Annotated in this window: 19 protein-coding genes and 2 pseudogenes; 9 read left to right on the top strand and 12 right to left on the bottom strand. The window is 72.3% G+C overall.

All coding sequences use genetic code 11. From position 1 onward, the window contains the following. Nucleotides 1-99: 99 nt before the first annotated feature. On the bottom strand, nt 100-1,704 hold the full coding sequence (locus ACWGKT_RS02450) for a helix-turn-helix domain-containing protein (protein ID WP_453272149.1): 1,605 nt from the start codon (nt 1,702-1,704) through the stop codon (nt 100-102). A gap of 200 nt (nt 1,705-1,904) precedes the next feature. Here ACWGKT_RS02450 and ACWGKT_RS02445 point away from each other — a divergent pair, with 200 nt between their 5' ends. The 3 genes from ACWGKT_RS02445 to ACWGKT_RS02435 are packed head-to-tail and all read left to right on the top strand — an operon-like array spanning nt 1,905 to nt 6,158. After that, entirely contained in the window at nt 1,905-3,374 is a 1,470-nt protein-coding gene (locus tag ACWGKT_RS02445; protein WP_453272148.1) for a sodium:solute symporter, read from the top strand. Between the two features lie 56 nt (nt 3,375-3,430). Beyond that, nucleotides 3,431-4,399, top strand: coding sequence for an agmatinase (gene speB, locus ACWGKT_RS02440; RefSeq protein ID WP_235456170.1), 969 nt, complete (start codon nt 3,431-3,433; stop codon nt 4,397-4,399). Nucleotides 4,400-4,421: 22 nt separating this feature from the next. Further along, entirely contained in the window at nt 4,422-6,158 is a 1,737-nt protein-coding gene (locus ACWGKT_RS02435) for a thiamine pyrophosphate-binding protein (RefSeq protein ID WP_453272147.1), read from the top strand. A gap of 522 nt (nt 6,159-6,680) precedes the next feature. Here ACWGKT_RS02435 and ACWGKT_RS02430 read toward each other — a convergent pair. Continuing rightward, entirely contained in the window at nt 6,681-7,031 is a 351-nt protein-coding gene (locus ACWGKT_RS02430) for a peptidase inhibitor family I36 protein (RefSeq protein WP_235456168.1), read from the bottom strand. 358 nt (nt 7,032-7,389) lie between these two features. After that, entirely contained in the window at nt 7,390-7,770 is a 381-nt protein-coding gene (locus tag ACWGKT_RS02425; RefSeq protein WP_453272146.1) for a hypothetical protein, read from the bottom strand. 138 nt (nt 7,771-7,908) lie between these two features. Here ACWGKT_RS02425 and ACWGKT_RS02420 point away from each other — a divergent pair, with 138 nt between their 5' ends. The 3 genes and pseudogenes from ACWGKT_RS02420 to ACWGKT_RS02410 all read left to right on the top strand — a co-directional run bounded on the left by ACWGKT_RS02420 (nt 7,909) and on the right by ACWGKT_RS02410 (nt 13,829). After that, nucleotides 7,909-8,832 (top strand): serine hydrolase, encoded by a 924-nt coding sequence (locus ACWGKT_RS02420; protein ID WP_453272145.1) that lies wholly within the window; start codon nt 7,909-7,911, stop codon nt 8,830-8,832. A gap of 53 nt (nt 8,833-8,885) precedes the next feature. Next, nucleotides 8,886-9,915: pseudogene (locus tag ACWGKT_RS02415) on the top strand (esterase-like activity of phytase family protein). Between the two features lie 173 nt (nt 9,916-10,088). Then, nucleotides 10,089-13,829, top strand: coding sequence for an ABC transporter ATP-binding protein (locus ACWGKT_RS02410; protein ID WP_453272144.1), 3,741 nt, complete (start codon nt 10,089-10,091; stop codon nt 13,827-13,829). 49 nt (nt 13,830-13,878) lie between these two features. Here ACWGKT_RS02410 and ACWGKT_RS02405 read toward each other — a convergent pair whose 3' ends face one another. The 4 genes from ACWGKT_RS02405 to ACWGKT_RS02390 all read right to left on the bottom strand — a co-directional run bounded on the left by ACWGKT_RS02405 (nt 13,879) and on the right by ACWGKT_RS02390 (nt 18,553). Then, nucleotides 13,879-15,303 carry a S28 family serine protease gene (locus ACWGKT_RS02405; RefSeq protein ID WP_453272143.1) on the bottom strand — a complete coding sequence of 475 codons (1,425 nt, stop codon included), beginning with the start codon at nt 15,301-15,303 and terminating at the stop codon, nt 13,879-13,881. A 96-nt stretch (nt 15,304-15,399) separates the two neighbouring features. Next, nucleotides 15,400-15,753 carry a hypothetical protein gene (locus ACWGKT_RS02400; RefSeq protein ID WP_356148653.1) on the bottom strand — a complete coding sequence of 118 codons (354 nt, stop codon included), beginning with the start codon at nt 15,751-15,753 and terminating at the stop codon, nt 15,400-15,402. Between the two features lie 218 nt (nt 15,754-15,971). After that, nucleotides 15,972-16,601, bottom strand: a complete 630-nt coding sequence (locus ACWGKT_RS02395; protein WP_453272142.1) for a hypothetical protein — start codon at nt 16,599-16,601, stop codon at nt 15,972-15,974. 89 nt (nt 16,602-16,690) lie between these two features. Continuing rightward, the gene (locus tag ACWGKT_RS02390) at nt 16,691-18,553 is read right to left on the bottom strand and encodes a glycoside hydrolase family 3 protein (RefSeq protein ID WP_453272141.1); all 1,863 of its coding nucleotides are present in this window, start codon (nt 18,551-18,553) and stop codon (nt 16,691-16,693) included. Nucleotides 18,554-19,051: 498 nt separating this feature from the next. On the opposite strand from ACWGKT_RS02390, the pseudogene ACWGKT_RS02385 reads away from it, so the two are divergent. Beyond that, nucleotides 19,052-19,237: pseudogene (locus tag ACWGKT_RS02385) on the top strand (3-phosphoshikimate 1-carboxyvinyltransferase); the annotation flags it as partial. Nucleotides 19,238-19,250: 13 nt separating this feature from the next. Here the strand turns inward: ACWGKT_RS02385 and ACWGKT_RS02380 are convergent. The 5 genes from ACWGKT_RS02380 to ACWGKT_RS02360 form a co-directional block, all read right to left on the bottom strand. Beyond that, nucleotides 19,251-20,483: an MFS transporter gene (locus tag ACWGKT_RS02380; protein ID WP_453272140.1), complete on the bottom strand. Its 1,233-nt coding sequence runs from the start codon at nt 20,481-20,483 to the stop codon at nt 19,251-19,253. Between the two features lie 109 nt (nt 20,484-20,592). Next, nucleotides 20,593-21,393, bottom strand: coding sequence for a sugar phosphate isomerase/epimerase family protein (locus tag ACWGKT_RS02375; protein ID WP_356148574.1), 801 nt, complete (start codon nt 21,391-21,393; stop codon nt 20,593-20,595). 18 nt (nt 21,394-21,411) lie between these two features. Beyond that, nucleotides 21,412-22,347 carry a bifunctional helix-turn-helix transcriptional regulator/GNAT family N-acetyltransferase gene (locus tag ACWGKT_RS02370; protein WP_356148571.1) on the bottom strand — a complete coding sequence of 312 codons (936 nt, stop codon included), beginning with the start codon at nt 22,345-22,347 and terminating at the stop codon, nt 21,412-21,414. Nucleotides 22,348-22,499: 152 nt separating this feature from the next. Next, the gene (locus tag ACWGKT_RS02365) at nt 22,500-22,955 is read right to left on the bottom strand and encodes a hypothetical protein (RefSeq protein WP_453272139.1); all 456 of its coding nucleotides are present in this window, start codon (nt 22,953-22,955) and stop codon (nt 22,500-22,502) included. Nucleotides 22,956-23,011: 56 nt separating this feature from the next. Continuing rightward, entirely contained in the window at nt 23,012-24,058 is a 1,047-nt protein-coding gene (locus tag ACWGKT_RS02360; RefSeq protein WP_453272138.1) for a LacI family DNA-binding transcriptional regulator, read from the bottom strand. A gap of 307 nt (nt 24,059-24,365) precedes the next feature. Between ACWGKT_RS02360 and ACWGKT_RS02355 the strand changes: the two genes are divergently transcribed. Continuing rightward, nucleotides 24,366-25,517, top strand: a complete 1,152-nt coding sequence (locus ACWGKT_RS02355) for a Gfo/Idh/MocA family protein (protein ID WP_453272137.1) — start codon at nt 24,366-24,368, stop codon at nt 25,515-25,517. Continuing rightward, complete coding sequence (locus ACWGKT_RS02350) at nt 25,514-26,665, top strand: dihydrodipicolinate synthase family protein (RefSeq protein ID WP_356148559.1); 1,152 nt, start codon at nt 25,514-25,516, stop codon at nt 26,663-26,665. The genes ACWGKT_RS02355 and ACWGKT_RS02350 overlap by 4 nt, the downstream gene beginning before the upstream one ends. Nucleotides 26,666-26,684: the final 19 nt, after the last annotated feature.

The following is a 26,684-nucleotide window of genomic DNA, read 5'->3' as shown; positions in this document are numbered from 1 at the left end:
CCCCCCATTGTGGGGCAGGGCGCTGCGCGTTTCCCCGACGTATCGCTCGCTGGGACGCGGGTCACTCCCCGGTTCGCGCCCGCCTCACTTCCGTCGCGCTCACAGGTGTTTCAGCGCGAACCACAGCTCCATCCGTACGTCCGGATCGTCGAGGTCCGCGTCGAGGAGCGCGGCGCAGCGGGCGATCCGCTGCCGCACGGTGTTGCGGTGCACGGACAGGGCCACCGCGGTCCGGTCCCAACTGCCGTGCAGGGACAGCCAGGTGCGCAGGGTCTCGGCGAGCGCCGGGACGGCGGCGACCGGGGCGAGGACGGAGCGGGCGTACGCCTCGGCCTCCCGGGGCGGGACGAGTTCGTCGAGGCCGGGGCGGGTGCCGTGGCGGACCAGGGCGGTGCGGGTGGCCCGCGCGCGGGCCAGGGCGCGGGCGGCCTGGGTGTCGGCGGACGGCCACTGCGGCGGGGGCACGGCCGCGCTGACGCCGAGGATCCAGCCGGGCTGCGGCGTCGGCGCGCGGTCGGCGGGCACGAGGACCCGTACGACGTCCTTGGCCAGGTCCACCAGCGCCGATCCGAGGGCTGCCCCCAGCGCGGAGGCGGCCATCGCGTCGGGCGGCCGGCCCTCGGGCCGGGCGTGCACCACCAGCCAGCTCTCGGCCCCGAGCAGCGGCGCCACGTCGGCCGGCGGCACCCCGAGGAGCAGCCGTACGAGCGCGGCGGCGCGGGCCGCTCCGGCGCCGCTCTGGTGCTCGCCGGTCAGCAGGGAGAGCAGCACGGCGGCCACGGACGCGATCGTGTGATCCCCGGGCTCCCGCTGCGGCGCGGCGACCCCGAGCACGAATCCCTGCCCGGCACCGAGGGCGTAGGCGGCGAGCCGACTGCCGGCGACGGTGTCGGTGGCGGACGCGGGAGCGGGGCGGTCGGCCGGCGAGCCGTGACCGGTCGTGGGGCGATCGGCCGGCGGGCGGGCCGTGGTGGGGCCGTCGGGGGCGGCCGGGCGGTCGGTGGCGGGGCCGGTGCTCGGGATGCGGGGCGGCGTGGGGGTCGGGCGGACCACCCCGGTCAGGACGGTCAGTGCCTGCCGTGCCTCGTCTCCCGGCGCCCGCCCGGCCCCCGCGATCTCGGCGCCGTCCGGTCCGTACAGCGCGGCCCAGCCGCCGACGCGCTGGGCGAGCTGGCGCAGGACCGACGGGACGGGATCGGGGCGGGATGCGGCGGCCGCGAGGCTCTGCTGGGCCTCCGTCACCCGGCGCAGCTCCGCCAGGCGGGCCTGCGCCATCAGCTGCCAGACCGCGCGGGCCACGCCCGAGAACGTGGTCTGCGGCGGCACCTCCAGGAGCGGGAGTCCGTGCGCCTCGCAGGCCTCGACCAGGGCCCGCGGAACCGTGTCGTGGACCGGCGCGAGACCGAAGCCGAGGGCCGCGCCGCCCGCCGCCACGATCCGGGAGACGTAGCCGTCGAAGTACTCGCCCAGGGTCCCGGCCCGGTCCGCCGTCTCCGGGACGTGGACCCCCGCCGACAGCAGCAGCTCACCGCCCAGCAGATACGGATACGGGTCGGCCATCTCCGAGGTGTGCGCCCAGTGGATCACCACCCCGTCGGCGGCGGGGCCCGCGATCTGGCGCAGGGCGAGGTCCTCCCTCGCCAGCAGCGCGGTCAGCGGGACCGGTGGGGTGGGTGGGACTGCTGGTGCAGACGTGTCCGGCATGGTGTGCGTACCCTCCATCCCGCGCTGCTCGAATGGATGAAACGTACACTTCGCAGCCGCTTTCCGGCCACCTAGTGTCAAGTCCGGGCCGGCAGCCACGGGTACGGGCGGATGTCCCCGTGAGCCCTGCCGACCTCCCAGGAGAACCCCCACGTTTCTGCACGACACGCCACCGGGATGTGCGCGAAGGAGGGCCCCACATGGCCGTCGACTACACAGTGATCGTCGTCTATCTGGCCGGCATGCTGGCCATGGGCTGGTGGGGCATGCGCCGCGCCAAGTCCAAGAGCGAGTTCCTGGTGGCCGGGCGCCGCCTCGGGCCCGCCATGTACTCCGGCACCATGGCCGCGATCGTCCTCGGCGGCGCGTCCACCATCGGCGGCGTGGGCCTCGGCTACCAGTACGGCCTCTCCGGCGCCTGGATGGTCTTCACCATCGGCCTCGGCCTGCTGGCGCTCTCCGTCTTCTTCTCCGCCCGCATCGCCCGCCTCAAGGTCTACACCGTCTCCGAGATGCTGGACCTGCGCTACGGCGGCCGGGCGGGCGTGATCTCCGGCGTGGTCATGTGGGCGTACACCCTGATGCTCGCGGTGACCTCGACCATCGCGTACGCCACGATCTTCGACGTCCTCTTCGACATGAACCGGACCGTCGCGATCGTCCTCGGCGGCTCGATCGTCGTCGCCTACTCCACGCTCGGCGGCATGTGGTCGATCACGCTCACCGACATGGTGCAGTTCGTGGTCAAGACGATCGGCGTGCTCCTGCTCCTGCTGCCCATCGCGGTCGTCAAGGCCGGCGGCTTCTCCGAGATGAAGGCCAAGCTGCCCACCGAGTACTTCGACCCGCTGGGCATCGGCGGCGAGACGATCTTCACGTACGTGCTGATCTACACGTTCGGCATGCTCATCGGCCAGGACATCTGGCAGCGCGTGTTCACCGCCCGCAGCGACCGGACGGCCAAGTGGGGCGGCACGGTCGCGGGCACCTACTGCCTGGTGTACGCCCTGGCGGGTGCCGTCATCGGCACGGCCGCCAAGGTGCTCTACCCCAAGCTCGGCAGCCCGGACGACGCCTTTGCCACCATCGTCAAGGACGAACTTCCGGTAGGCGTCCGCGGCCTCGTGCTGGCCGCCGCCCTGGCCGCCGTGATGTCCACGTCCTCCGGCGCGCTGATCGCCTGCGCGACCGTCGCCAACAACGACATCTGGTCGCGGCTGCGCGGTGCCGTGCGCCGTGGCGAGGGCGGCGAGGCCGCGCACGACGAGGTGTCCGGCAACCGCGCCTTCATCCTGCTCATGGGCGTCGCCGTGATCGGCACCGCGATCGCGCTGAACAACGTGGTCGAGGCGCTCACCGTCGCCTACAACCTGCTCGTCGCCGGCCTGCTCGTGCCGATCCTCGGCGGCCTGCTGTGGAAGCGCGGCACCGTGCAGGGCGCCCTCGCCTCGGTGATCGTCGGCGGCCTCGCGGTGATCGGCCTGATGGCGGGCTACGGCATCCTCGCCAACGAGCCCGTCTACCTCGGCCTGTCCGCCTCCCTGGTCGCCTACGTCGCCGTCTCCCTGGCCACGAAGCCCACCGACGCGGCCGTCCTCGCCACCTGGCGCGAGCGTCTCGCCGGGCGGACCCCCGAACTCGCGTCCGAGCCGGTCCCGGCTCACCAGTAAAGTCATATGGAAAGCAGTGAATGCGCAGCAAAGCGCAGGAAAGAAGGCATTTCACGATGAGCAGCAACGAGACGCCCCGCGGTCCCGTCGATTCCTCCCGCATCCCGCGGTACGCGGGTCCCGCGACCTTCGCCCGGCTGCCCCGCCTCGACGAGGTCGGCACCGCCGACGTCGCCGTCGTGGGCGTGCCGTTCGACTCCGGCGTCTCGTACCGGCCGGGCGCCCGCTTCGGCGGCAACGCCATCCGTGAGGCGTCCCGGCTGCTGCGCCCCTACAACCCGGCGCAGGACGCCTCCCCCTTCGCCCTCGCCCAGGTCGCGGACGGCGGCGACATCGCCGTGAACCCGTTCAACATCAACGAGGCCGTGGACACCATCGAGGCCGCCGCCGACGAGCTGCTCGGCACCGGCGCCCGTCTGATGACCCTGGGCGGCGACCACACCATCGCCCTCCCGCTGCTGCGCTCGGTCGCCAAGAAGCACGGCCCGGTCGCCCTGCTCCACTTCGACGCCCACCTCGACACCTGGGACACCTACTTCGGCGCCGAGTACACGCACGGCACCCCGTTCCGCCGCGCGGTCGAGGAGGGCATCCTCGACACCGAGGCGCTCTCCCACGTCGGCACCCGCGGCCCGCTGTACGGCAAGCAGGACCTGACCGACGACGAGAAGATGGGCTTCGGCATCGTCACCTCCGCGGACATCTACCGCCGCGGCGCCGACGAGGTCGCCGACCAGCTGCGCCAGCGCATCGGCGACCGCCCGCTGTACATCTCCATCGACATCGACTGCCTGGACCCGGCGCACGCGCCCGGCACCGGCACCCCGGAGGCCGGCGGCATGACCTCCCGCGAGCTCCTGGAGATCCTGCGCGGTCTGGCGTCGTGCAACCTGGTGTCGGCGGACGTCGTCGAGGTGGCCCCCGCGTACGACCACGCGGAGATCACGTCGGTGGCGGCCTCGCACACGGCGTACGAACTGACCACCATCATGAGCCGCCAGATCGCGGCGGCCCGCAACTCCTGATTCCCGAGGAGACCGAGACCAAGTGACCCACGACCACGACCTGGTGCTTCGCCCGACGCCCGCGCAGACGGAGGCCGCGCTCAACCCTCCCTCCCGTCGCCCGGCCGCCACCCCTCATGGAGGCGCTTCGCGCCACGTGACGACTGGCCGCAACGGCGGAGACCTGGTCGTGGAGACCCTGTCCGGTCTCGGCGCGACGACCGTCTTCGGCCTGCCGGGCCAGCACGCCCTCGGCATGTTCGACGCGCTGCGCCGCTCGGATCTGCGGTACATCGGTCTGCGGGTGGAGAACAACGCGGGCTTCGCGGCGGACGCGTACGGCCGGGTCACCGGTGAGGCCGCGCCACTGCTGCTGTCGACCGGCCCGGGAGCCCTCACCTCCCTGGCCGCGCTCCAGGAGGCGGCGGCCGCCAGCGCCCCCGTCCTGGCGATCAGCAGCCAGATCCCCACCGCCGGCCTGGGCGGCGGCCGGCACGGCTATCTGCACGAACTCCCGGACCAGGCAGCCTCGTTCCGGGGCGTGGTCAAGTCGGTTCACACGGTCCGCACCCAGTCCCAGATCCCGTCCGCGATAGCGGCGGCCTGGAAGTCGGCGCTGACCGCCCCGCACGGGCCGGTGTGGGTGGAGATACCGCAGGACGTGCTGCTCGCCGAGACCTCGCTGCCGGTGGTGACGGGGGTCGACGCGACCCCCGACCAGCCGGCCCCGCGCCCCGAACTGACCGCCGTGGCCGCCGACCTGCTCGCGCGTGCCGTCCGGCCGGCGATCATCGCGGGCGGGGGAGTGGTACGGGCGGACGCGTCCGGCAAGCTGAGGCAGCTGGCCGAGCGGCTCGACGCCCCCGTCGTCACCACCTTCGGCGGCAAGGGGGCGTTCCCCTGGACGCACCCCCTGTCCCTGCAGTCCTGGCTGGAGGACCGCCACACCACGGACTTCCTGGAGGACGCCGACGTACTCCTCGTCGTCGGCTCGGGCCTTGGTGAACTCTCCTCCAACTACTACACGTTCAAGCCCAGGGGCCGAGTGATCCAGATCGAGGCGGACCTCGGCAAGCTGGAGTCCAACCACCCGGCGCTCGGCATCCACGCGGACGCGCGCCTCGCGCTGCAGGCGCTGCTGGAGACGGTGCCGGAGCGCACGGACCCGACGGCCCCCGAGCGGGTGCGGGACGTGCTCGCCCGCGTCGCGGAGCGCATCGCGTCCCAGGAACTCACCCTGGAACAGGATCTGTTGGCGTCCGTCCGCCGGGCCCTGCCGGCCGGCTCCCCGTCCTTCTGGGACATGACGATCCTGTCCTACTGGGCCTGGTCGGCCTTCGACCCGGGGCACACGAACCTGATGCACTCGGCCCAGGGCGCCGGCGGCCTCGGCTACGGCTTCCCGGCGGCGCTGGGCGCGGCCGCCGCCGACCCGACCCGCCCCGTGCTGGCGGTGTCCGGCGACGGCGGCGCGCTGTACTCGATCGCCGAACTGGCGACGGCGAAGCAGTACGGCCTCCCGGTCACCTGGCTGATCGTCGACGACGGCGGCTACGGCATCCTGCGCGAGTACATGACGGACGCCTTCGGCGAGGCGACGGCGACGGAGCTGACCCGCCCCGACTACGCGGCACTCGCCGAGTCCTTCGGCGTCCCGGGCATCCGCACGACCCCCGAGACCCTGGAGTCCGACCTGGCGAAGGCGCTGTCGTCACCGGGCCCTTCGGTGGTCGTACTCCCGGCGCTGCTGCGGATGTTCGCGCCGACGCACCTGAACTGACCTGGTGGGCACCTCGACTTCACAGCGGGCTCCGGGGAGAGCCCGCGGGACGAAGAAGGTTGTAGTGGCGGAGGATTGGGAGTGGCTGAGAGGTCTGCAGCCGTCCAGCGGGCTGCCTGATCGGCTGTGCACCCCGACGGCATCGCCCGCACTCAACCTCGGGGTGCAGGTCATCGGCAGCAACATCGTCGGCAACGACGTGGTCGAACTGGCCGCGCAATACAGGGCCGAACATGCCCGGCTCGAACTGTGGATCGGGAGTCACGAACCACCCCTGGTCTTTCGGCAACAGTCCGAGCGAAGCCGGGCCCCTTTGAGGGGATGCTCGTGGCCTACGAGGCGTGGATCGCGTTCGAGGCCGCCTATCAGGCGTCCGGCAGGAAAGTCGACCGAGTACGCGACGAGCGGGAGAGACCGAAGGTGGCTCCGCGCGGGGCCGTCGACGCCCTCGTACGCGCCCGGATCGACCAGCGGAGAAGGCCGGGCGAGTTTCTCGCCCGGCAGCGGATCAGCTCCGGCGGTTCAGCAGGCCCCCGGCCCCACCCCGTCGATACGCCCGCCGAAGTCGCCCTGGTAGCGGGAGCGCCAGTCGCCGTTGAAGACGTCGCGCTTTTCGACCGGGGACCAGTTGATGAAGCAGGCGCGGGTGGAGGCGACGAACGAGCCCACGTGGTCATGGAGGTTGGGCGGCATGTCGCGGTAGCCGCTGCGGGACGTCCACTCCCAGTAGTCGCCGTCGAAGTCCTCGTCGCTCCAGAAGCACACCGAGCCGTCGGGGCACGAGGGGGCGGCCGCCGCGGCGGCGCTGTGGGCGGGCGCGACCAGGGCGGTCAGGGCGAGGGCGGCGGCCAGGGACCAGGAACGAAGCTTCATGTGGCTCTCCGTGAAAGGGAGTTGGGACGCCTCGACGGATGCGCCGAGGCGTTTCCCATGCTCCTGTCGGCGGAGCCGGACACGCCCGGACCCAAGATCGACTTCACCGGTGTGAGCGAACAAGTAGCACTAGTGCGATCGGCGGGAGATGCCAACGAGGTGCTCGCCAATTGACGTGCTCCCTGGCCCGAAGGCCAGGGGTACCGGCCTGGGTCGTCCGACCTTCCGGGGGCTTCCTGCTTCACCGCGCTGCACGGGCTCGCGTGCCCGTCTTACCGGCGCCCCACGGGGGTTGAGCGTCTCGGCCCGTCCGGCGGCGACGCTGCGGCGTTGGCAAGGGCTGGCGGGGGCCGGGAGGTCAGTCCGGTAGCAGGGCCCCGTAGCTCTTCCGGTACTCCGCCAGTTGGGTCTCGTACCCGGCCGTGAACTGGTCGAGTTCCTTCGCGCCGATGGTGTCGTGGAGCGCGCTCCGCGGTGGCAGGAGGCCCGGGATCGCCCGGAACGCCTCGGCCGCCGCCTTCCCGTGGTCGCCCGGCCGGCCGTGCGCCCTCAGCAGGTCGTCGTACGGATCCGACCGCAGGCCCTGTATCCGCCCCTGCGGACTGTCCTTGCCCGTGAACCTCTCCGCGCCGGGCAGCCTGCGCCCGGACGCGGCGACCACGTGCAGGACGCTCAGTGCCGCGTACAGCCGCCCCGCCACCTTGTGACCGGACTCACCGGTCCCTCTCTCCTCTGGCATGTTCAAATCATTGCCGCATCCTCTCGATCGAACTCGCGCATCGGGAACGCGCGTACAACTTTCGACCGCGTCAGCGAGTCATGGGAGACGAGCGTGCAGGGGTGCGCTCGATGACGTTCAAGGGGATGGGGAACCTCCATGACTCACCGCATGTCCCGGCGTACCCGTGTGCTCGGCACGGGCCTTGCCGCCGGGATGTTCATATCGGGCGTGGCGGCGGCCGCGCCGGCCGTCGCGGCGACGCCCACGGTCAGCTGCACCTCCGCCAAGGCGGGCCTGGCCGACAAGCTGAAGAAGGACATCACGGCGGCGCTCGCGAACCGCCGGGGCACGGTCGCGGTCGGCCTGTACGACCGCTCCACCAAGACCACCTGCACCCTGCGCCCGACCACCGCGTACGACTCGGCCAGCACGGTCAAGGTCACGGTTCTCGCCACGCTGCTGTGGGACGCCAAGAAGCACAACCGGTACCTGACCAGTACCGAGCAGTCGCTCGCCACGGCCATGATCACCAAGTCGGACAACACCGCGACCAGCAGGCTGTGGAAGCAGCTGGGTATGACGAAGATCAAGGGCTTCCTGGCCGCCGCCGGCATGACCAGGACCACGCCCGGCACGGACGGCTACTGGGGTCTCACCCAGGAGAACGTCACCGACGAGCAGAAGCTGCTCAAGCTCGTCACCGCCAAGAACACCGTGCTGAGCGACAACTCCCGTGCCTACATCCTGAAGCTGATGGGCCAGGTCATCTCGTCGCAGCGCTGGGGCACGCCCGCCGGGGCGCCCTCCTCGGTCGCGGTGCACGTCAAGAACGGCTGGCTGCAGCGCTCCACGCACGGCTGGCGGGTGCACAGCCTGGGCACCTTCAACGGCGCCGGCCACGACTACATGATCACCGTGCTGACGCAGGACAACAGCACCATGGACTACGGCGTCACCACCATCCAGAACGTGGCCAAGGCCATCCACAAGGACCTGGTGCCGACGACGTCCGCCGCCGCGCGCTACACCCCGACCAGCTCGCCGAGCGAGGCCCACGTGGCGGTGCCGCCGCAGGGCTGACGCTTTATGAGGCGGTCTCCTGCCCGTCATCGGGCCGCCCTACGGTGACGCCCATGCGCCCGAGAACCGTACTCGCCACGCTCCCCGCCGGCCTGGCGGCGGCCACCTGCCTGTCCGCCGCCGGGCCCGCCAGTGCCGATTCCGTCGCGAACAACGCCTGTTCGCCCGCCGTCTCCATCGACCGCTTCTCCGACGCGCTCGACAAGACGACGTACAACGGCACCTTCGTCGGCAACTTCTCCGCCCTCGCGGTGGACAGCGACGGATCGCTGGCCGCGTTGGAGGACCGCTCCTGCCTCTTCGGCCTGGACCGGAAGACCCTCCGGCCGACCTCGGCCGTCCACCTGGCCGACGAGAAGGGCGCCGACCTCGACTCCGAGGGGCTCGTCATCGACCGGGACGGCACCCGACTGATCACCTCCGAGACCGAGCCTCCGTCCGCCGCTACTCCCGCGACGGCAAGATCCGCGACCGCCTCCCGGTCCCGGCCTCGCTCCAGGTCGCCCCGGCCGGCCGCGCCACCGGCAACCAGACCTTCGAGGGCCTGACCCTGCTCCCCGGCGGACGTACGCTCCTCGCCTCCATGGAGTACGCGATTTCCGGTGACTCCGCGGGCATCGTCCGCTTCCAGACCTGGAAGCGGGACCACGGCCGCTTCGAGCTCGCCGCCCAGTACGCCTACCGCACCGACGCCGGTCTCGGTGTCCCCGAGATCCAGGCCACCCCGACGTCCGGCTCCTCGTCCTGGAGCGCGGCTTCACCGCGGGCGTCGGCAACACGGTCCGCCTCTACCTCGCCGACCCGCGGCACGCCACGGACACCAGCGGGGTCGAGAACCTGACCGGCCAGGACGGCGCCCGGCTGATCAAGAAGACCCTGCTGGCGGACATCGCCGACTGCCCCTCCCTCGGCGCCACCGCCAAACAGACCCAGCCGAACCCCCTGCTGGACAACATCGAGGGCATGACGATCACGGGACGTGACCACACCGGCCGTCTGAAGGTCCTGCTGGTCAGCGACGACAACCAGAACGCCGCGCAGACGACGCGGTTCTCCTACCTGCGGGTAAGGACAACTCCCTAGGGGCGCGGGGCTGTATCGATGTGCGGCTCCGCCGCGCGGGCGCGACCAGCCACAACGGTGCCGCGCTGTGAAAACGGCCGGACCCAGCGGAGCGATTTGTTGCGGAGGGATGAAATCCGCTTCGCTGTGCGTTGGTGTCTTCCGGGAGACCACAACCAACGGAGGGCATCGGCGTGGCAGCGCAGCAGGGGGAGACACAGGGCTGGGCGCGCAGACTCGCGGGCTACGCCTGGCGCTACCCGAAGGACGTGGTCCTCGCGCTTGGCTCCTCCCTGGCCGGCATGGCCGTCATGGCCCTGGTCCCGCTGATCACCAAGGTGATCATCGACGACGTGATCGGCGACCACACCCGCGCCATGGCTCCCTGGGCCGGCGCCCTGATCGGCGCCGCGGTCCTCGTCTACGCCTCCGCCTACATCCGCCGCTACTACGGCGGCCGTCTCGCCCTCGACGTCCAGCACGACCTGCGGACGGAGATGTACGACACCATCACCCGGCTCGACGGACGGCGTCAGGACGAGCTGTCCACCGGCCAGGTGGTCGGGCGTGCCACCAGCGACCTCCAGCTGATCCAGGGCCTGCTCTTCATGCTCCCGATGACCATCGGGAACCTGCTGCTCTTCCTGATCTCCCTGGTGATCATGGCCTGGCTGTCGCTCCCGCTGACGCTGGTCGCCCTCGCCGTGGCCCCCGCGCTGGGCTGGATAGCCCGCCGCAGCCGCACCAGCCTGCACCCCGCCACCTGGTACGCGCAGGCCCAGGCCGCGGCCGTCGCGGGCGTGGTCGAGGGCTCCGTCAGCGGCGTACGCGTGGTGAAGGGCTTCGGACAGGAGGAGCAGGAGACCGGCAAGCTGCGCGAGGTCGGCCGCCGCCTGTTCGCCGGGCGGCTGCGCACCATACGCCTGAACAGCAAGTTCACCCCCGCCCTGCAGGCCGTGCCCGCGCTCGGCCAGGTCGCCATGCTGGCGCTGGGCGGCTGGCTCGCCGTACGCGGGCACATCACCCTGGGCACCTTCGTCGCCTTCTCCACCTACCTCGCCCAGCTGGTCGGACCGGTCCGCATGCTGGCCGTGGTCCTCACGGTCGGCCAGCAGGCCCGTGCGGGCACCGAGCGGGTCCTGGAGCTGATCGACACCGAGCCGACCATCAAGGACGGCACCAAGGAACTGCCCGCCGACGCCCCGGCGACCGTCGAGTTCGACGACGTGTCCTTCGGGTACGACCACGAGCGCCCCGTTCTCAGGGGCCTGAGCTTCGAGATCCGCCCCGGCGAGACCCTCGCGGTGGTCGGCTCCTCCGGCTCCGGCAAGTCGACGGTCTCCCTGCTGCTGCCCCGCTTCTACGACGTCACCCACGGCGCGGTCCTGGTCGGCGGCCACGACGTGCGCGAGCTGACCCTGGACTCCCTGCGGGCCGCGATCGGCCTGGTACCCGAGGACTCCTTCCTCTTCTCCGACAGCGTCCGCGCCAACATCGCCTACGGCCGTCCGGACGCGCCCCAGGAGGAGATCGAGAAGGCCGCCCGCGCCGCCCAGGCGGACCGTTTCATCGCCGAGCTGCCCGAGGGCTACGACACCACGGTCGGCGAGCACGGCCTCACCCTCTCCGGCGGCCAGCGCCAGCGCATCGCGCTCGCCCGCGCCCTGCTCACCGACCCGCGCCTGCTCGTCCTCGACGACGCCACCTCCGCCGTGGACGCCCGCGTCGAGCATGAGATCCACGAGGCGCTCAGCCACGTCATGCGGGACCGGACCACCCTCCTCATCGCCCACCGCCGCTCCACCCTGAACCTCGCCGACCGCATCGCCGTCCTCGACGCCGGCCGCCTGGCCGACATCGGCACCCACGAGGAACTGCAGGAACGCTCCGCCCTCTACCGCCGCCTGCTCACCGACCCCGACGAGCTCGGCGGCGTCTCCCCGGGCCACACCCTGCCCGCCGCCCCCGCGGAGGACACCTCGGTCCGCGAGGAGCTGGACGCCGAGTTCGACGCCGAGCGGGGGGTGACCCCCCGCCTGTGGACCGGCGACCGCGAGCGCAAGGACCTGGCGCTGTCCGGGACCCCGGCGACCCCGGAACTCCTCGCCCTGGTCGACGCCCTGCCCCCCGCCGTCGACACCCCCGACATCGACGAGGCACACGCACTCCGGCCGGAGAGCTCCTACGGCCTGCGCCGGCTGCTGCGCGGCTTCGGCCTCCCGCTCCTGGCCAGCCTGGTGCTCGTCGCCGTGGACGCGGGCGTGGGCCTGCTGCTGCCGATCCTGATCCGGCACGGCATCGACCAGGGCGTCACCAGGATGGCCCTCGGCGCCGTCTGGGCGGCGTCGCTGCTCGGCCTGCTCGCCGTGCTCGTCCAGTGGGCGGCACAGATCGGCGAGACCCGGATGACCGGCCGCACCGGCGAACGGGTCCTGTACTCCCTGCGGCTGAAGATCTTCGCCCAGCTCCAGCGCCTCGGCCTCGACTACTACGAGCGCGAGCTGAACGGCCGGATCATGACCCGGATGACGACGGACGTCGACGCGTTGTCGACGTTCCTCCAGACCGGCCTGGTCACCGCGTTCGTCTCGGTCGTCACCTTCTTCGGCATCATGGGCACCCTGCTGGTGCTCGACGTGCAGCTGGCACTCGTCGTCTTCGCGACGCTGCCGCCGCTGGTCGTCGCCACCTACTTCTTCCGCCGGGCCAGCGTGAAGGCGTACGAACTCGCCCGCGAACGCGTGTCGCTGGTCAACGCCGACCTGCAGGAGACGGTGTCCGGGCTGCGGATCGTGCAGGCCTTCCGGCGCGAGCGGGACGGCGGCCGGCGGTTCGCCGAGCGCAGCGACAGCTACCGCGCCGCCCGTATCCGCGGCCAGTGGCTGATATCCGTCTACTTCCCCTTCGTCCAGCTGCTGTCCTCGGTGGCCGCGGCCTCGGTGCTGATCGCGGGCGCGAGCCGGGTGGAGGCGGCGACGCTGACGACCGGCGCGCTGGTCGCCTATCTGCTCTACATCGACCTGTTCTTCGCCCCCGTCCAGCAGCTCTCCCAGGTCTTCGACGGCTACCAGCAGGCGACGGTGTCGCTGGGCCGCATCCAGGAGCTGCTGGTGGAGCCGACGTCCACGAAGTCCGCCGAGCGGCCGCTCGACGTCCCCTCCCTGCGCGGGGACATCGCCTTCGAGGACGTGAGCTTCGCCTACGGTGACGACGAGGCGGCGCTCACCGGCATCGACCTGACGATTCCGGCCGGCCAGACGGTCGCCTTCGTCGGTGAGACCGGCGCCGGCAAGTCGACGCTGGTCAAGCTGGTGGCCCGGTTCTACGACCCGACCGACGGCCGGGTCACGGCCGACGGCCAGGACCTGCGGGCCCTGGACCTCACCTCGTACCGGCACCGGCTCGGCGTGGTCCCGCAGGAGGCGTACCTCTTCCAGGGCACCGTCCGCGACGCCATCGCCTACGGCCGCCCCGACGCCACCGACGCCGAGGTGGAGGCGGCGGCCCGGACGGTCGGCGCGCACGACATGATCGCCACCCTGGACGGCGGCTATCTGCACGAGGTCGCCGAGCGCGGCCGCAACCTCTCGGCGGGCCAGCGCCAGCTGATCGCGCTCGCCCGGGCCGAACTCGTCGACCCGGACGTGCTGCTCCTCGACGAGGCGACGGCGGCCCTCGACCTGGCCACGGAGGCCCAGGTCAACCAGGCCACCGACCGGCTGACCGGCCGCCGTACCACCCTCGTCGTCGCCCACCGCCTCACCACCGCCGCCCGCGCGGACCGCGTCGTGGTCATGGACCACGGCCGGGTCGCCGAGGACGGCACCCACGAGGACCTGCTGGCCCGCGGCGGCCGCTACGCCGACCTGTGGCACAGCTTCGTCGGCCAGGCGGAACCGGAGGAGCCGGAGGAGCCGGTGGGCGTGGCCGGCTGACCGCGGTGGCGCGACGGCCACGAGGTGACCGCCGCGCCGGGGCGGGGACCTACGGGCGCAGCGCGGGCTCGCGCTCCACGTCCCGCACGTCCAGCTTCGCGTCGTAGCGGGCCAGCGGCCTGGCCGCCGACGGGTTCGCCCGGACCGCGGCCGGGGCGACGCCCGCCCACTGCAGGATCCGCGCCGTGGCGAGGGCCTTCTCGTCGGGGACCAGGCCGGCGACGTTCGCCCCGTGGTTCAGGCCGGGGGCGGTGAAGACGTACGCGTCACGGGCGCCCTTGCCCGGGCGGAAGCGCTCCGAGCCCCACGGGTCGTTCTGGCCGTAGACGAAGACCATGTGCGTGGCGTGGTGCCGGATCCAGGTGTCCACGTCCCGCATCACGCCCGGGTGGAAGCGCATCGGGATCGACCGCGGCACGAAGTTCCGCGGCGGCTGGTAGCCGTAGCGGATCAGGCCCTTCTCGATGTACGGGAAGTGGATGGTGGGGGCGCCCAGTTGGGTGCCCGCCTGGTAGTAGTACGGCGTGTACTGCTCCAGTCCCTGGTCGGCGTAGGCGGAGAAGCCGGAGATCGTGTCGACCGAGTTCCAGATCTCGTCGTCGGTCGCGGTCGCCGCCTTCGCGGGGATCGTGTCGCAGTCCTTCAGCAGGCTGTACTGCCAAAAGCCCCACACGTAGTCGAGGACCACGGCCTCGTACGCCTTGTCGAGGCTGCCGACGGTGGTGAAGGTGAGGCCGTTGTCGGCGGCGTACTGCGCGTACTTCTTCTCCAGCGGCTCGCGGCGCACCAGCGCCTCCCGCTGGACGGCGTTCAGCCGGTCGCGGCACTCCTTGGTGCCGACGTTCGCGAAGAAGCGGTCGTAGGCCGAGTCCTCGTTGTTGACGACGTCGTTGGGGGCGACGTAAGCGACCACGCCGTCCATGTCCCGCGGGTAGAAGCGCTCGTAGTACGTGGCGGTCATGCCGCCCTTCGAACCGCCGGTGGCGATCCACTTGTTGGAGTAGACCGACTTCAGCGCCGCGAAGATGCGGTGCTGGTCGCTCGCCGCCTGCCAGATGTCCAGCTTGGACCAGTCGGCCGGATCGGGGCGGGACGGGGTGAAGAAGCGGTACTCCATGGAGACCTGGTTGCCGTCCACGATCTGGGTCGGCTCACGGCGGCTCGGGGTCGTGGAGACGTTGTAGCCGCTGGTGTAGAAGACCGTCGGGCGGCTGACGTCCTTGTGCAGCACGGTGATCCGCTGCTGGAACGTGCCCTTGGACGGGTTCCGGTGGTCGATCGGCTGGGTGTAGTTCAGGACGAAGTAGCGGTATCCGGTGTAGGGCTTCTCCTGGATCAGGCTCATGCCCGGTATCGCCAGGAGGCGGTCCTTGATGTCGGTGGCCTCCGGCTGGGCCGCGGTGGCCGCCCCCGCCGTGCTCAGCGTGCCTATGAACACCATGAGCGCGAGCAGCCATCTGAGCGCCTTGCGCATGCACACTCCCCTGTGAGACATATGTGCGCCGGAAGCTATCGGAGCAACTGCCGTCACACCAGGGGGAATTGCGCTATCGCAGGGCAGGCCGCAGGTTCAGCACAGGATCCAGCCGGAGCTGACCGTCCCTTGGCCCACCGAGCCCTTCACCCACACGCACCGGTGGCCGGCGTGCACCGTCACCGGGCCGGCCCGGCGGGTGAAGCGGCCCTTGTCGACGACCGGGCGGTTGCCGCGCGCCTGCACGCTGACCGACATCAGGCGCCGGCTGCCGGGGTTCTTCGGGAAGGTGACCGCGCAGACGTAACCGTCGTGCTTGTAGACGGCGACGGTGCCGGTGGAGAAGGGCAGTGTCTTGACCTTGCGTCCGGTGCAGGCGCCCTCCGTGGCCGCCTGGGCGCTGCCCGGTGCCACGAGCGCGAGCACTCCGGACGCGGCCAGCACGGCCATGACGAGCGCGAGCCGTCGCCGTATGCCACCCCTGTCACTACTGCCACCACTGTTCACTTGTCGTCCCTCCCGTACCGCGGCGCTGCACCAGCCGCGCTCCAGCTATGAACGTACTGATGTACGGACGCACGACGTATGTCGGATGGTTGCACGATCGTCAGCGGAACACGCCGCCGGGGTCGGCCGCCGCGCGTTCCCCGGCACGTGAACCGGCCCGGTCACACCCGCCGCGCGCAGCCCACCGGCTCCGCGCCGCCGAGTTGGACGTACAGGGAGGTCGAGTCCGGGCACTGGGGGCGGTCGGCCACCGCCGCGGTGACCTTGTACTGGGGTTTGTGCGGGCCCGATCCGTCGCAGGCCGTCTCGCGGACCTGGCCGCCGCCCGAGCCGTAGACGCAGTCGCCGACGATGGTGCGGGGGCCGCCCCCGCCGCCGGGGTCGCCCGGGTGCGGTGGTTCCAGGTTGCGCATGCAGGCGTAGCCCTGGGGGACCGCCCCGTCGCCGTCCTCGTCGCGGGAGGGGTGCTGTTCGCTGATGTGGAGCACGAAGTCGGTGGTCGCGGGGCACAGGGGGCCGTCGCCCACCGCGCCGTCGTAGCGGGCGATGACGCGGGCGGCGGCGCGTTCGCTGGTGCACGGCACCTCGCCGAAGCTCGTGGTGCCGAAGGAGCTGCACTCGTCGACCGCGAGGAACTGGGCGCCGTAGCCGGCGGAGGACGCGCCGGTCGCCGGGTTGCCGACCGGCCCGTCCTGACCGGCGGAGCCGGTTCCGCGCTGGCAGCCCGTCAGTAGGGCGACGAGCAGTACCGGCAGCGCGCACACCGCCCCCACGGAATACGTCCCGCGCATCGCCATCCCCCCAGACGCCCCTGCCCAGCGTGGCCCGCGTCGGCGGGCACACGCCAGACAAGTGGGAGGGTTTCCGCCAGTTGGCGGCGTTACGCCCGGTCTGTGGCGTACGTCTGGTACGTCAGTCCGTGGCCGATCGGATACAGCACCTGCGTCGGATCGTCCGCCCGCTGTACCGGCACCGGCAGCCGCCCGCGCGGGCCGACCCGACCGGCGAGCACCCGTGCGGCCGCGCGCAGTTCGACGTCGGTCCAGCAGTAGGTCGCCACAAACGCCTGCACGGTGGGGAGTTGGGCCACGTCGTAGGGGTTTCTGACGGCGATCGCCACGACCGGCCGTCCCGCCGCGAGCAGCCGCTCCACCAGCGTCTTCTGACTGCCGCCCGCCGTGACGTTGTACGTCCCGACCACCACCGCGTCCACGTCCTGCGCGGCCGCCACGGCCTTGGCGATGGTCGCGGCGGAGGGGGCCGTGCCGGTCGACAGGGCGGTGGCCGTGAAGCCCAGTTCGGTCAGGGCGCCGGCCAGGACGGTGGTCGGCGGGCCCGTGGTGCCCGAGGGGGAGGCCGGGTCGGCGCCGACGACCAGGATCCTGGGGTGCGTACTGCGGGAGAGGGGAAGGATCCCGCCCTCGTTGACCAGGAGGGTCGTGGTCCGCTCGGCGATGCGGTCGGCCGCCGCCCGGTGTCCGGCCGTGCCCACCACCCGGTCGACGCGCGCGTCGCTCACGTACGGGTCGTCGAGCAGGCCGAGCTTCGCCTTCAGGCGCAGGATGCGCAGGATCGACTCGTCCAGCCGTGCCTCGGTCAGCTCACCGTCGCGCACGGCCTTGAGCACGGCGTTCCACGCCACGTCCAGGGTCGGTGGGTTGAGGAGCTGGTCGACGCCCGCCTTCAGGGCGAGCACCGGTACCCGGTCGTCGCCGTACTTCGTCCGTACGCCCTCCATGCCCAGCGAGTCGGTGACCACCACTCCGTCGTAGCCGAGTTCCTCGCGCAGGATGCCGCTGAGGATCGGGTGGGAGAGGGTGGCCGGGTCGCCGGAGTCGTCGAGGGCCGGGAACTGGATGTGCGCGGTCATGATCGAGTCGATGCCGGCCTCGATCGCCGCCCGGAAGGGCACCGCGTCCAGCCGCTCCCACAGGTCGCGGCTGTGCGTGATGACCGGGAAGCCGTAGTGGCTGTCGACGGCGGTGTCGCCGTGCCCGGGGAAGTGCTTGGCGGTGGCCGCCACCCGGGACGACTGATATCCCTTCACCTCGGCCGCCACCAGACCGGCGACCGCGTCCGGGTCGGCGCCGAAGGAGCGTACGCCGATGACAGGGTTGGCCGGGTTGACGTTCACGTCGGCGTCGGGGGAGTAGTCCTGGTTGATGCCCATGGCGCGCAGTTCGGTGCCGGAGATCCGGCCGAGGGTGCGGGCGTCGCCGCGGGAACGGCCGGCGCCGATGGCCATCGCGCCCGGGAAGAGGGTGGCCGGCTTGCCGACCCGGCAGACGATGCCGTGCTCCTGATCGGTGGCGATGAGCAGGGGCAGGCCGCGCGGCTGGTCGAGCGACGCCTTCTGGATGCCGTTGGAGAGGGTGGCGATCTGGTGCGGGTCGCGGGTGTTGTGGGTCCAGGTGAAGTAGATGATGCCGCCGACGCGGTACTTGGCGATGAGCTCGGCGGCGGTGCGTACGCCGATCTCCTTGAGGTTGGCGTCGATGTCGGCCTGGTCGGGGGCGGTTGCCGAGTGGCCGTACACCCGCATCACGAAGAGCTGGCCGACCTTCTCCTCCAGGCTCATGCGGGCGATGACGACGCGGAGGCGGCGGTCGGTGTGGGTGGTCGCGTAGGTGGTGGCCGCGTGGGCGGCTCCGCCGACGCCCAGGGCCGCGGTGAGGCCCGCGGTCGCGGCGAGGACGGCGCGTCTGGAGGGGGTCGCGGTGCTTCCCGTGCCGGAGTCGTGCACGTGCGCTCCTTCCGGAGGAGAACGCTGAAGGAAACTTCCGAGGAATCACCAATATCCGGGAAGTTTCTGCCAGTCAAGGCACCGCACAGTAACCGTCGAGGGGCCGCCATCGGCGCAGTTGGAGGGGGGCGCGCCGATGACGGCGTGCTGTCGGCCGCAGTACGGCGGAGAGGGTGGTCAGCGATCGCAGCCAGCAGCGAGGGCCGACACCGTACTGCGAAGACTCGTCCGACAGCCTGCCGATTCGACGCCCCCGAACGGGCCCGGGTTCCCCACCACGCCCCGATTCCCGGAAGTTGGTGAGGGGGAGCCGAGGGAGACGCCTGCGACACCAGGCGGGCCGCTCGGTCGGGGTTGCGGCGGGCTCGGCCCGGTTGGTGGGGGCTTCGGTGCGTGGGCTGGTCGGCGGAAGGCTCGGCGTGCGGTTCGGTCGATGGAGGCACTGGTGTGCGGTCCGGTCGGCGGGTGTTGTGGAGCGCGTGATCCGATCGGTGGACGATCGAGATCCGGCCGGGCGAGCCCCGGCCCGACGTGCGGATCACCTCGTACGGCGACCACCGCGTCGTCATGTCCTTTGCGGTGACCGGGCTGCGGGTGCCGGGGATGTCCTACGACGACCCCGGGTGCGTACGGAAGACGTTCCCGGGGTTCCACGAGGCGTTCGGGCGGTTGGCGGCCGCCTGAGTCCGGCCGCGGCTCACGACCCGGGCGTGGCCCCGTCGCGCAGTTCGGGTGTCGACGCGGCCACCGCCGCGACCGCCAGCACGCACATCAGGCCGCCGCTGATCAGGGCGGTGGTGCCGGAGGACCAGCCGGCGATCAGACCGCCGCGGACATTGCCGAGGCTGGGGCCCGCCTGCCCGACGATCGTCTCGGCCGCCGTGACCCGGCCCAGGAGGGCGTCGGGGGTACGGGTCTGCACGATCGTGGAACGGGAGACCACGGAGGTGGCGTCGGCCGCGCCGGCCAGGACGAGCAGCCCGAGGCCCACCCACGGGTCGGTGGACAGCCCGAACAGGACGAGCGCGGCGCCCCACGCTCCCGCCCCGCACAGCATCACCGCGCCCGGCCGGCCGAGCCGGGTCACCGCGCCGGACAGGGCCGTCGCCCCTATGCCGCCGACCGCCATCGCCGACAGGAACAGGCCCAGCGTGCGGGGGTCGTCGCCGAAGCGCTCGGCGTTGACCAGCGGGAAGAGGCTGACGGGGAAGGACAGGACGGTGGCCGCGAGGTCGGTGACGAGCGCCCCGCGCACCACCCGGTGCCCGGCCAGGAAGCGCAGCCCGTCCAGCACACCGTGCAGCCCCGACCGCGACGGCTCGCCCTCGGGCGGCAGCGCGGGCAGGCCGAAGGCGCCGTAGAAGGAGAGACCGAAGCTCAGGGCGTCCAGCAGATAGCAGGCGCCGATGCCCAGCCAGCCCAGCAGGACGCCCGCCAGCGCGGGGCCGACCAGCATCATCGACTGGGCGGTGATCTGGTTGAGGGCCAGTCCGGCGGCCACCTGGTCCTTGGGCAGCAGCCGGGGCACGAACACGCCCGCCGCCGGGGCGCCGAGCGCGCCGAAGCAGGACTGCGCGCCGACCAGCGCGAGCACGGCGGCGACCGGGACGTGGCCGGTGAAGCCCTGCACGGCCAGCAGGACCGAGCAGGCCGCCTGGCCGGTGGTCGCCGTCAGATAGATCCGCCGCCGGTCCGCCCGGTCCACCCACGCCCCGGCGAACAGGCCGAAGGCGACCATCGGCAGCGCCTGCGCCAGCCCGACCGCACCGGTCCACGCCGTGCTGCGGGTCATGTCCCAAACCTGGTACATGACGGTGACCATGGTCAGGAAGCCGCCGAGCGAGGACACCGTCCGGCCGATCAGCAGCCGCCGGAAGACGGGGGAGGTGCGCAGCGGCCCGACGTCGATGAGGGAACGCGTCAGGCTCATGAGGGCATGACGGGGCGCGGCGCGGAGGGTGGCTGAGTCACCGGCGGAGACTAACCGGGCACCCGCCGCCCCGACCAGCCGATATTCGTGTGACGGCCCCGGGAGTGCCTCAGGCGGCGTCGCTGAGCAGCCGGGCGAGGTGGTCCCGGCCCGCGCCCAGCAGCTCCGGAAGCGGGGTCACCGCCTCGTACCACCGCTTCTCGTACTCCCAGCACAGCCAGCCGTCCCAGCCGTGCCGGGAGAGCACGTCCACGCACTCGGTCAGCGGCAGCACGCCCCGGCCGAGCGGCAGCGGGGTGGTGTCCTCGGCCGAGGCGATGTCCTTGACCTGGACGTATCCGAGGTACGGGGAGAGCGCCGCGTACGTCTCCGAGGGCTGCTCGCCGCCCAGCCAGGTGTGCATCACGTCCCACAGCGCGCCGACCTGGCGGTGGCCGACCCGGCCCAGGACGCGGATCGCGTCGGCGCCGGTGCGGTGCGAGTCGTGGGTCTCGACGAGGATGCGGACGCCGAGGGCGGAGGCGTGCTCGGCGGCGGTGCCCAGCCGGCGGGCGGCCGTGGCGTCGGCGTCCTCGCGCGACTGGTCGGGGGCGGCGCCGGGGAAGACGCGGACGAAGGGGGCGCCCAGGTCGTGGGCCAGGTCGAGGAGCCGCCGGACCTCTTCGACCACGGGTCCGTCCTCGCCGGGCGCGGCGACGCGGGTGTATCCGGCGACCGAGAGGATCTCGACCCCCGCGGCCTTGAACTCGGCGGCCACGTCCGCCCGTTCGGCCGGTCCGAGGCCCGGGTTCACCGGCTCCTCCGGATGGGCGCGCAGCTCGACTCCGTGGTAGCCGTGCGCGGTCGCGAGCGCCAGTACCTCCGGTACGGGCAGGCCGGGGACACCGAGGGTGGAGAAGGCCAGCTTCATGCTCAGCGACACTACCGGTCACTCGCCCGATTCGTGCAGATCCAGGCGCCAGTCCTGACCGTTCAGGTCTTTTCCGAAGGAGCGGTGCGGCTGCTCGCCGACGAGGGCGAAGCCGTGGCGCTGGTAGATACGGCGGGCGGAGGACAGCACGTCGTTGGTCCACAGGACCAGCTCGCGGTAGCCGACGCCGCGGGCGAAGTCGACGACCGCCTCGACCAGCCGGTCGCCGATGCCGAGCCCGCGCGCGTCGGGCTCGACGAGCAGGAGCCGCAGCCGGGCCGTGCCCGGGGCCTCGTCCCGTACGCACATCACGCACCCCACGGGCCGCCCGCCCCCGCTCTCGGCGATCCAGACCCGCTCCAGATGCGGGTCGTGGTCCTGCGCGAAGTCGGCGACGATCCGCGCGACCAGCCCCTCGTAGTCGGCGTTCCATCCGTACTCGGCGGCGTACAGCGCGGCGTTGCGCTGCACGATCCAGCCGAGGTCGCCTGGGCCGGGCTCGCGCAGCACGACGTCCTGGGGCTCCCCGCCGCGCCCCTCGCCGAGGATGGCGCGGATCGTGCGCATCGCCTCCGCGAGCCGGGGCCGGTCGGCCGGCGGCACGGTCCCCAGCAGCGAGCCGACCGTCTCCCGCGCGCGCTCGTCCAGCAGTTCGGCGGCCTCCCGCCCGCGCGGGGTGAGCGCGATGTGCCGGCGGCGCGGGTCCTTCTCCGAGGCCGACCTCTCGACCAGCCCGTCCTGCTCGAACTTGTTCAGGATCCGGCTCAGATAGCCGGCGTCCAGCGAGAGCTCGGCGCGCAGGTCCGCCGCGTCGGTACGTGGGGAGTGCGCCAGTTCGTACAGCACGCGGGATTCGGTGAGGGTGTACGGGGCGTAGAGGTGGCGGCCGTAGTCGAGGGCGCCGATGACGTTCGTGTAGAAGCGGTTGAAGGCGCGGATGTCCTGGACGCTCATGGTCGGTCGGCTCCCCGGATGGTTGACTCAGTCAGAGATACCGTCGCTCCGAGGCTAAGCCGCCGGGGCCCGGCGCGTCCATGCCCGTGCGGCGGTCTACTGGGTGCGGTGGGTGCGGTGGGTGCGGTGGGTGCCGTGGGGTGCCGTCGGCGTCAGCGGGTGTCGTGGGTGTCTTCGGCGTCGTGGGGCTGGGACACCCGGTCGTCCGCGACGGCGTCGACGCCCGCGGCCCGCAGCCGCCGCGCGAGCAGCTCCGTCTCGGGCCGGGTCCCGCCGTACTCCCCGCCAAGCACCTGCTCCAGCACCCCTTTGACCTCGGCCAACCCGAGCCCGAGGGTCTTCCGGAGCACCCGCAGGACGGCCCTCCGGTCGACCGGAGAGGCCCCCAGCCGCAGCACCGCCCTCCCCTGCGCGGCCAGCATCCGCTCCCGCACCTCGCCCGGTATCCGCCTGCCGCACACGACCATCGCCGCCCCGCACTCCGGGCAGGCGACCTCGGTGTCCCACCGCAGCGTGTCGTCGTCGAGCAGCACGTGGACGCCGTGCCACCGGGCGACGGCACCGCAGTCCGCGCAGTCGACGGACTCGGTGAGGGACTGAAGGAACACGCCGATGACGGCCTCGTCCTCGCTCGGGCTCGGTACGCGCCTGCTTCCGGGGCCCGCTACTTCCGGGGCCCGCCCGAGGACCCCCGCACCATCAGTTCCCCGCGCACCGTCGCGATCCCCCCGGGCGGCGGTTGCTCGCGGCCCATCGCGATGCGGCCGGCGCGGGCCCCGGCCTCGGACAGCGGGAGGCGCACCGTCGTCAGGGACGGCACCGTGTCGACGCTGAACGGTAGGTCGTCGAAGCCGGCGACGGAGACGTCGTCGGGGATGCGCAGGCCGGAGTCCCGCAGGGCCGCGCACGCGCCCAGGGCGACGGAGTCGTTCGCGGCGACCACCGCGGTCAGGGACGGGTCCCTGCGCAGCAGTTCCAGCGTCGCCTCGTAGCCGGAGCGCCGGTCGTAGCGGCCGTGCACCGTCCAGCGTGGGTCCTCGGCTATGCCCGCGGCCTCCAGGGCGGCCCGGTGTCCCTCCAGCCGGTGCCGGGTCGTGGTCCGCTCCTCGGGGCCCGCGATGTAGCCGAGGCGCCGGTGGCCCAGGCCGATGAGGTGCTCGGTCAACTGCCGGGCGCCGCCGCGGTTGTCGAAGGTGAGGGCGACGGCCTGGGTGTCGGGGGCCGGTGGGCGTCCGCAGAGCACGACCCGCGTACCCGCCTCCGTCAGCTTGCGGAGCTTGGCCGCCACCGCCGCCGCGTGCGGGGCGTCCTCCACGGCCCCGCCGGTCAGCACCACCGCCGCGGCCCGCTGCCGCTGGAGCAGGGTCAGATAGGTCAGCTCGCGCTCCGGCGAGCCCCCGGTGTTGCAGACGACGGCCAGCCGCTCGCCCCCCGCGCGCCCGCCGGGGCCGCCGATCTCGCCCTGGATCGCGCTGGCCATGATGCCGAAGAAGGGGTCCGCGATGTCGTTGACGAGGATGCCGACGAGGTCCGAGGTCGCCGCGGCCAGCGCGCTCGCCGGGCCGTTGAGGACGTAGTCGAGTTCGTCCACCGCCCGCAGCACCCGCTCGCGCGTGGAGGCGGCCACCGGGTAGTTGCCGTTCAGCACGCGCGACACCGTCGCGGGCGAGACCTGGGCGCGGGCCGCCACGTCCGCCAGGGTCACCGTCATCTCGTCGTCCTTTGGTCGCGCTTCTCGTCGTACGTCCACGTGCGGCGTACGACGTCTTACACAGGCCGCGCACAGGTCTCGGTTGCACGGCCTCGGTAGGTGCAGTTCGAGCGAACCTTACGGCCCTCGACCCTCGTTGTTCGCCCCCTCGAACAACTCGATGTGGACACGGCCTTGTCCGGGTCACGGATCCGAGGCTAGTTTGCCTGGCTAGAAAGCGCTTGCTGCGTGACTCGTCGTCCGCAAGACCGGGGACATCGGGGAAGACCGGGCAATCCAGGCGTCGCACGCCAGAGAGGGGAATGCCGTGACACGCAAGACGGTGCGTATCGCCATGAACGGCGTGACCGGGCGGATGGGCTACCGCCAGCACCTCGTCCGCTCGATCCTCGCCCTGCGCGACCAGGGCGGCCTCGACCTCGGCGACGGCACCGTGCTCTGGCCGGAGCCGGTGCTGGTCGGCCGCCGGGAGCACGCCCTGCGCGAGATCGCCGAGCGGCACGGGCTGGAGCACGTGTCCACGGACGTGGCGGCGGTGCTCGCCGACCCGACCGTGGACATCTACTTCGACGCCCAGGTCACCTCCGCCCGCGAGGAGGCGATCAGGAAGGCCGTCGCCGCGGGCAAGCACATCTACACCGAGAAGCCCACCGCCACCGGACTGGCGGGCGCGCTGGACCTCGCCCGCCTGGCCCGCCGCAAGGGCGTCCGGCACGGCGTCGTCCAGGACAAGCTGTTCCTGCCGGGACTGCTGAAGCTGAAGCGGCTCGTCGACGGCGGCTTCTTCGGGCGGATCCTGTCCGTCCGCGGCGAGTTCGGCTACTGGGTCTTCGAGGGCGACTGGCAGCCCGCCCAGCGCCCCTCCTGGAACTACCGCGCCGAGGACGGCGGCGGCATCGTCCTCGACATGTTCCCGCACTGGGAGTATGTCCTGCACGAGCTGTTCGGCCGGGTCACCTCCGTCCAGGCCCTCGCCGCCACCCACATCCCGCAGCGCTGGGACGAGCGGGGCAAGCCCTACGACGCGACGGCCGACGACGCCGCCTACGGCATCTTCGAGCTGGAGGGCGGCGCCGTCGCCCAGATCAACTCCTCCTGGGCGGTCCGGGTCGACCGCGACGAACTGGTCGAGTTCCAGGTCGACGGGACCGAGGGCTCGGCGGTCGCGGGCCTGCGCGGGTGTCGCGTCCAGCACCGCTCCGCCACCCCCAGGCCCGTCTGGAACCCCGACGTCCCGGCCACCGAGGCCTTCCGCGACCAGTGGCAGGAGGTGCCGGACAACGCCGAGTTCGACAACGGCTTCAAGGCCCAGTGGGAGCTGTTCCTCAAACACGTCTACGCCGGCGCCCCCTACCACTGGGACCTGCTCGCCGGCGCCCGCGGCGTCCAGCTCGCCGAGCTGGGCCTGAGGTCCTCGGCCGAGGGTCGCCGCATCGAGGTACCGGAGATCGCGCCGTGACCGTCCGACTCCCCGACGAGCACGGCGGGTTGCGCACCTACGCACCGCGCACCGAGCCGCTCGCGACCGCACCGGGCACCCCCTTCACCTCCCGTACGGTCTTCGCGGCGGCTCATGTCGTCGCCGACCCCTTCGCCGACGTTTCCCCGGACTCGCCCGCCGCCCTCGACTGGGACGCCACCCTCGCCTTCCGCCGCCATCTGTGGTCCCACGGGCTCGGGGTCGCCGAGGCGATGGACACCGCCCAGCGCGGGACGGGGCTGGACTGGGCGGGCGCGGCCGAGCTGATCCGGCGGTCGGCGGCCGAGGCGAGGGCGGTCGGCGGCCGGATCGCCTGCGGCGTCGGCACCGACCAGATCACCGGCGGATCCCTCGCCGACATCCGGGCCGCCTACGAGGAGCAGCTCGCGCTCGTCGAGGAGGCGGGCGCGCGGGCCGTCCTGATGGCCTCCCGCGCGCTGGCCGCCACGGCCCGGGGCGCCGAGGACTACCTCGACGTCTACGGGCACCTCCTTCGCCAGGCATCCGAGCCCGTGATCCTGCACTGGCTCGGCCCGATGTTCGACCCGGTGCTGGCGGGCTACTGGGGCTCGTCCGACCTCGACACGGCCACCGGCACCTTCCTGGAGGTCGTCGCCGCGCACCCCGACAAGGTCGACGGCGTGAAGATCTCCCTCCTGGACGCCGCGCGGGAGATCGACCTGCGCCGCCGACTGCCGCAGGGCGTGCGCTGCTACACGGGGGACGACTTCCACTATCCCGAGCTGATCGCGGGCGACGAGCAGGGCTTCAGCCACGCGCTGCTAGGCGTCTTCGACCCGCTGGGGCCGCCGGCGGCGCGGGCGGTCCGCGTCCTGGACACTGGCGACACGGCGGGCTTCCGCGAACTCCTCGACCCCACCGTCGCGTTGTCCCGGCACCTCTTCCAGGCCCCGACCCGCTTCTACAAGACGGGCGTCGTCCTCCTGGCCTGGCTCGCGGGCCACCAGACGCACTTCACGATGGTCGGCGGCCTCCAGTCGGCCCGCTCCCTCCCACACCTCGCCCGCGCCTACGAACTCGCCGACGGACTCGGCCTGTTCCCGGACCCGAAGCTCGCTGAGGAGCGCATGAAGACCCTGCTGTCCCTGTACGGGGTGACCCAGTGAACGCGGCCACCACCGGCCT

The sequence above is a fragment of the Streptomyces sp. NPDC054794 genome, from assembly GCF_053611585.1.
This window is presented reverse-complemented; position numbering and strand designations above follow the sequence as displayed.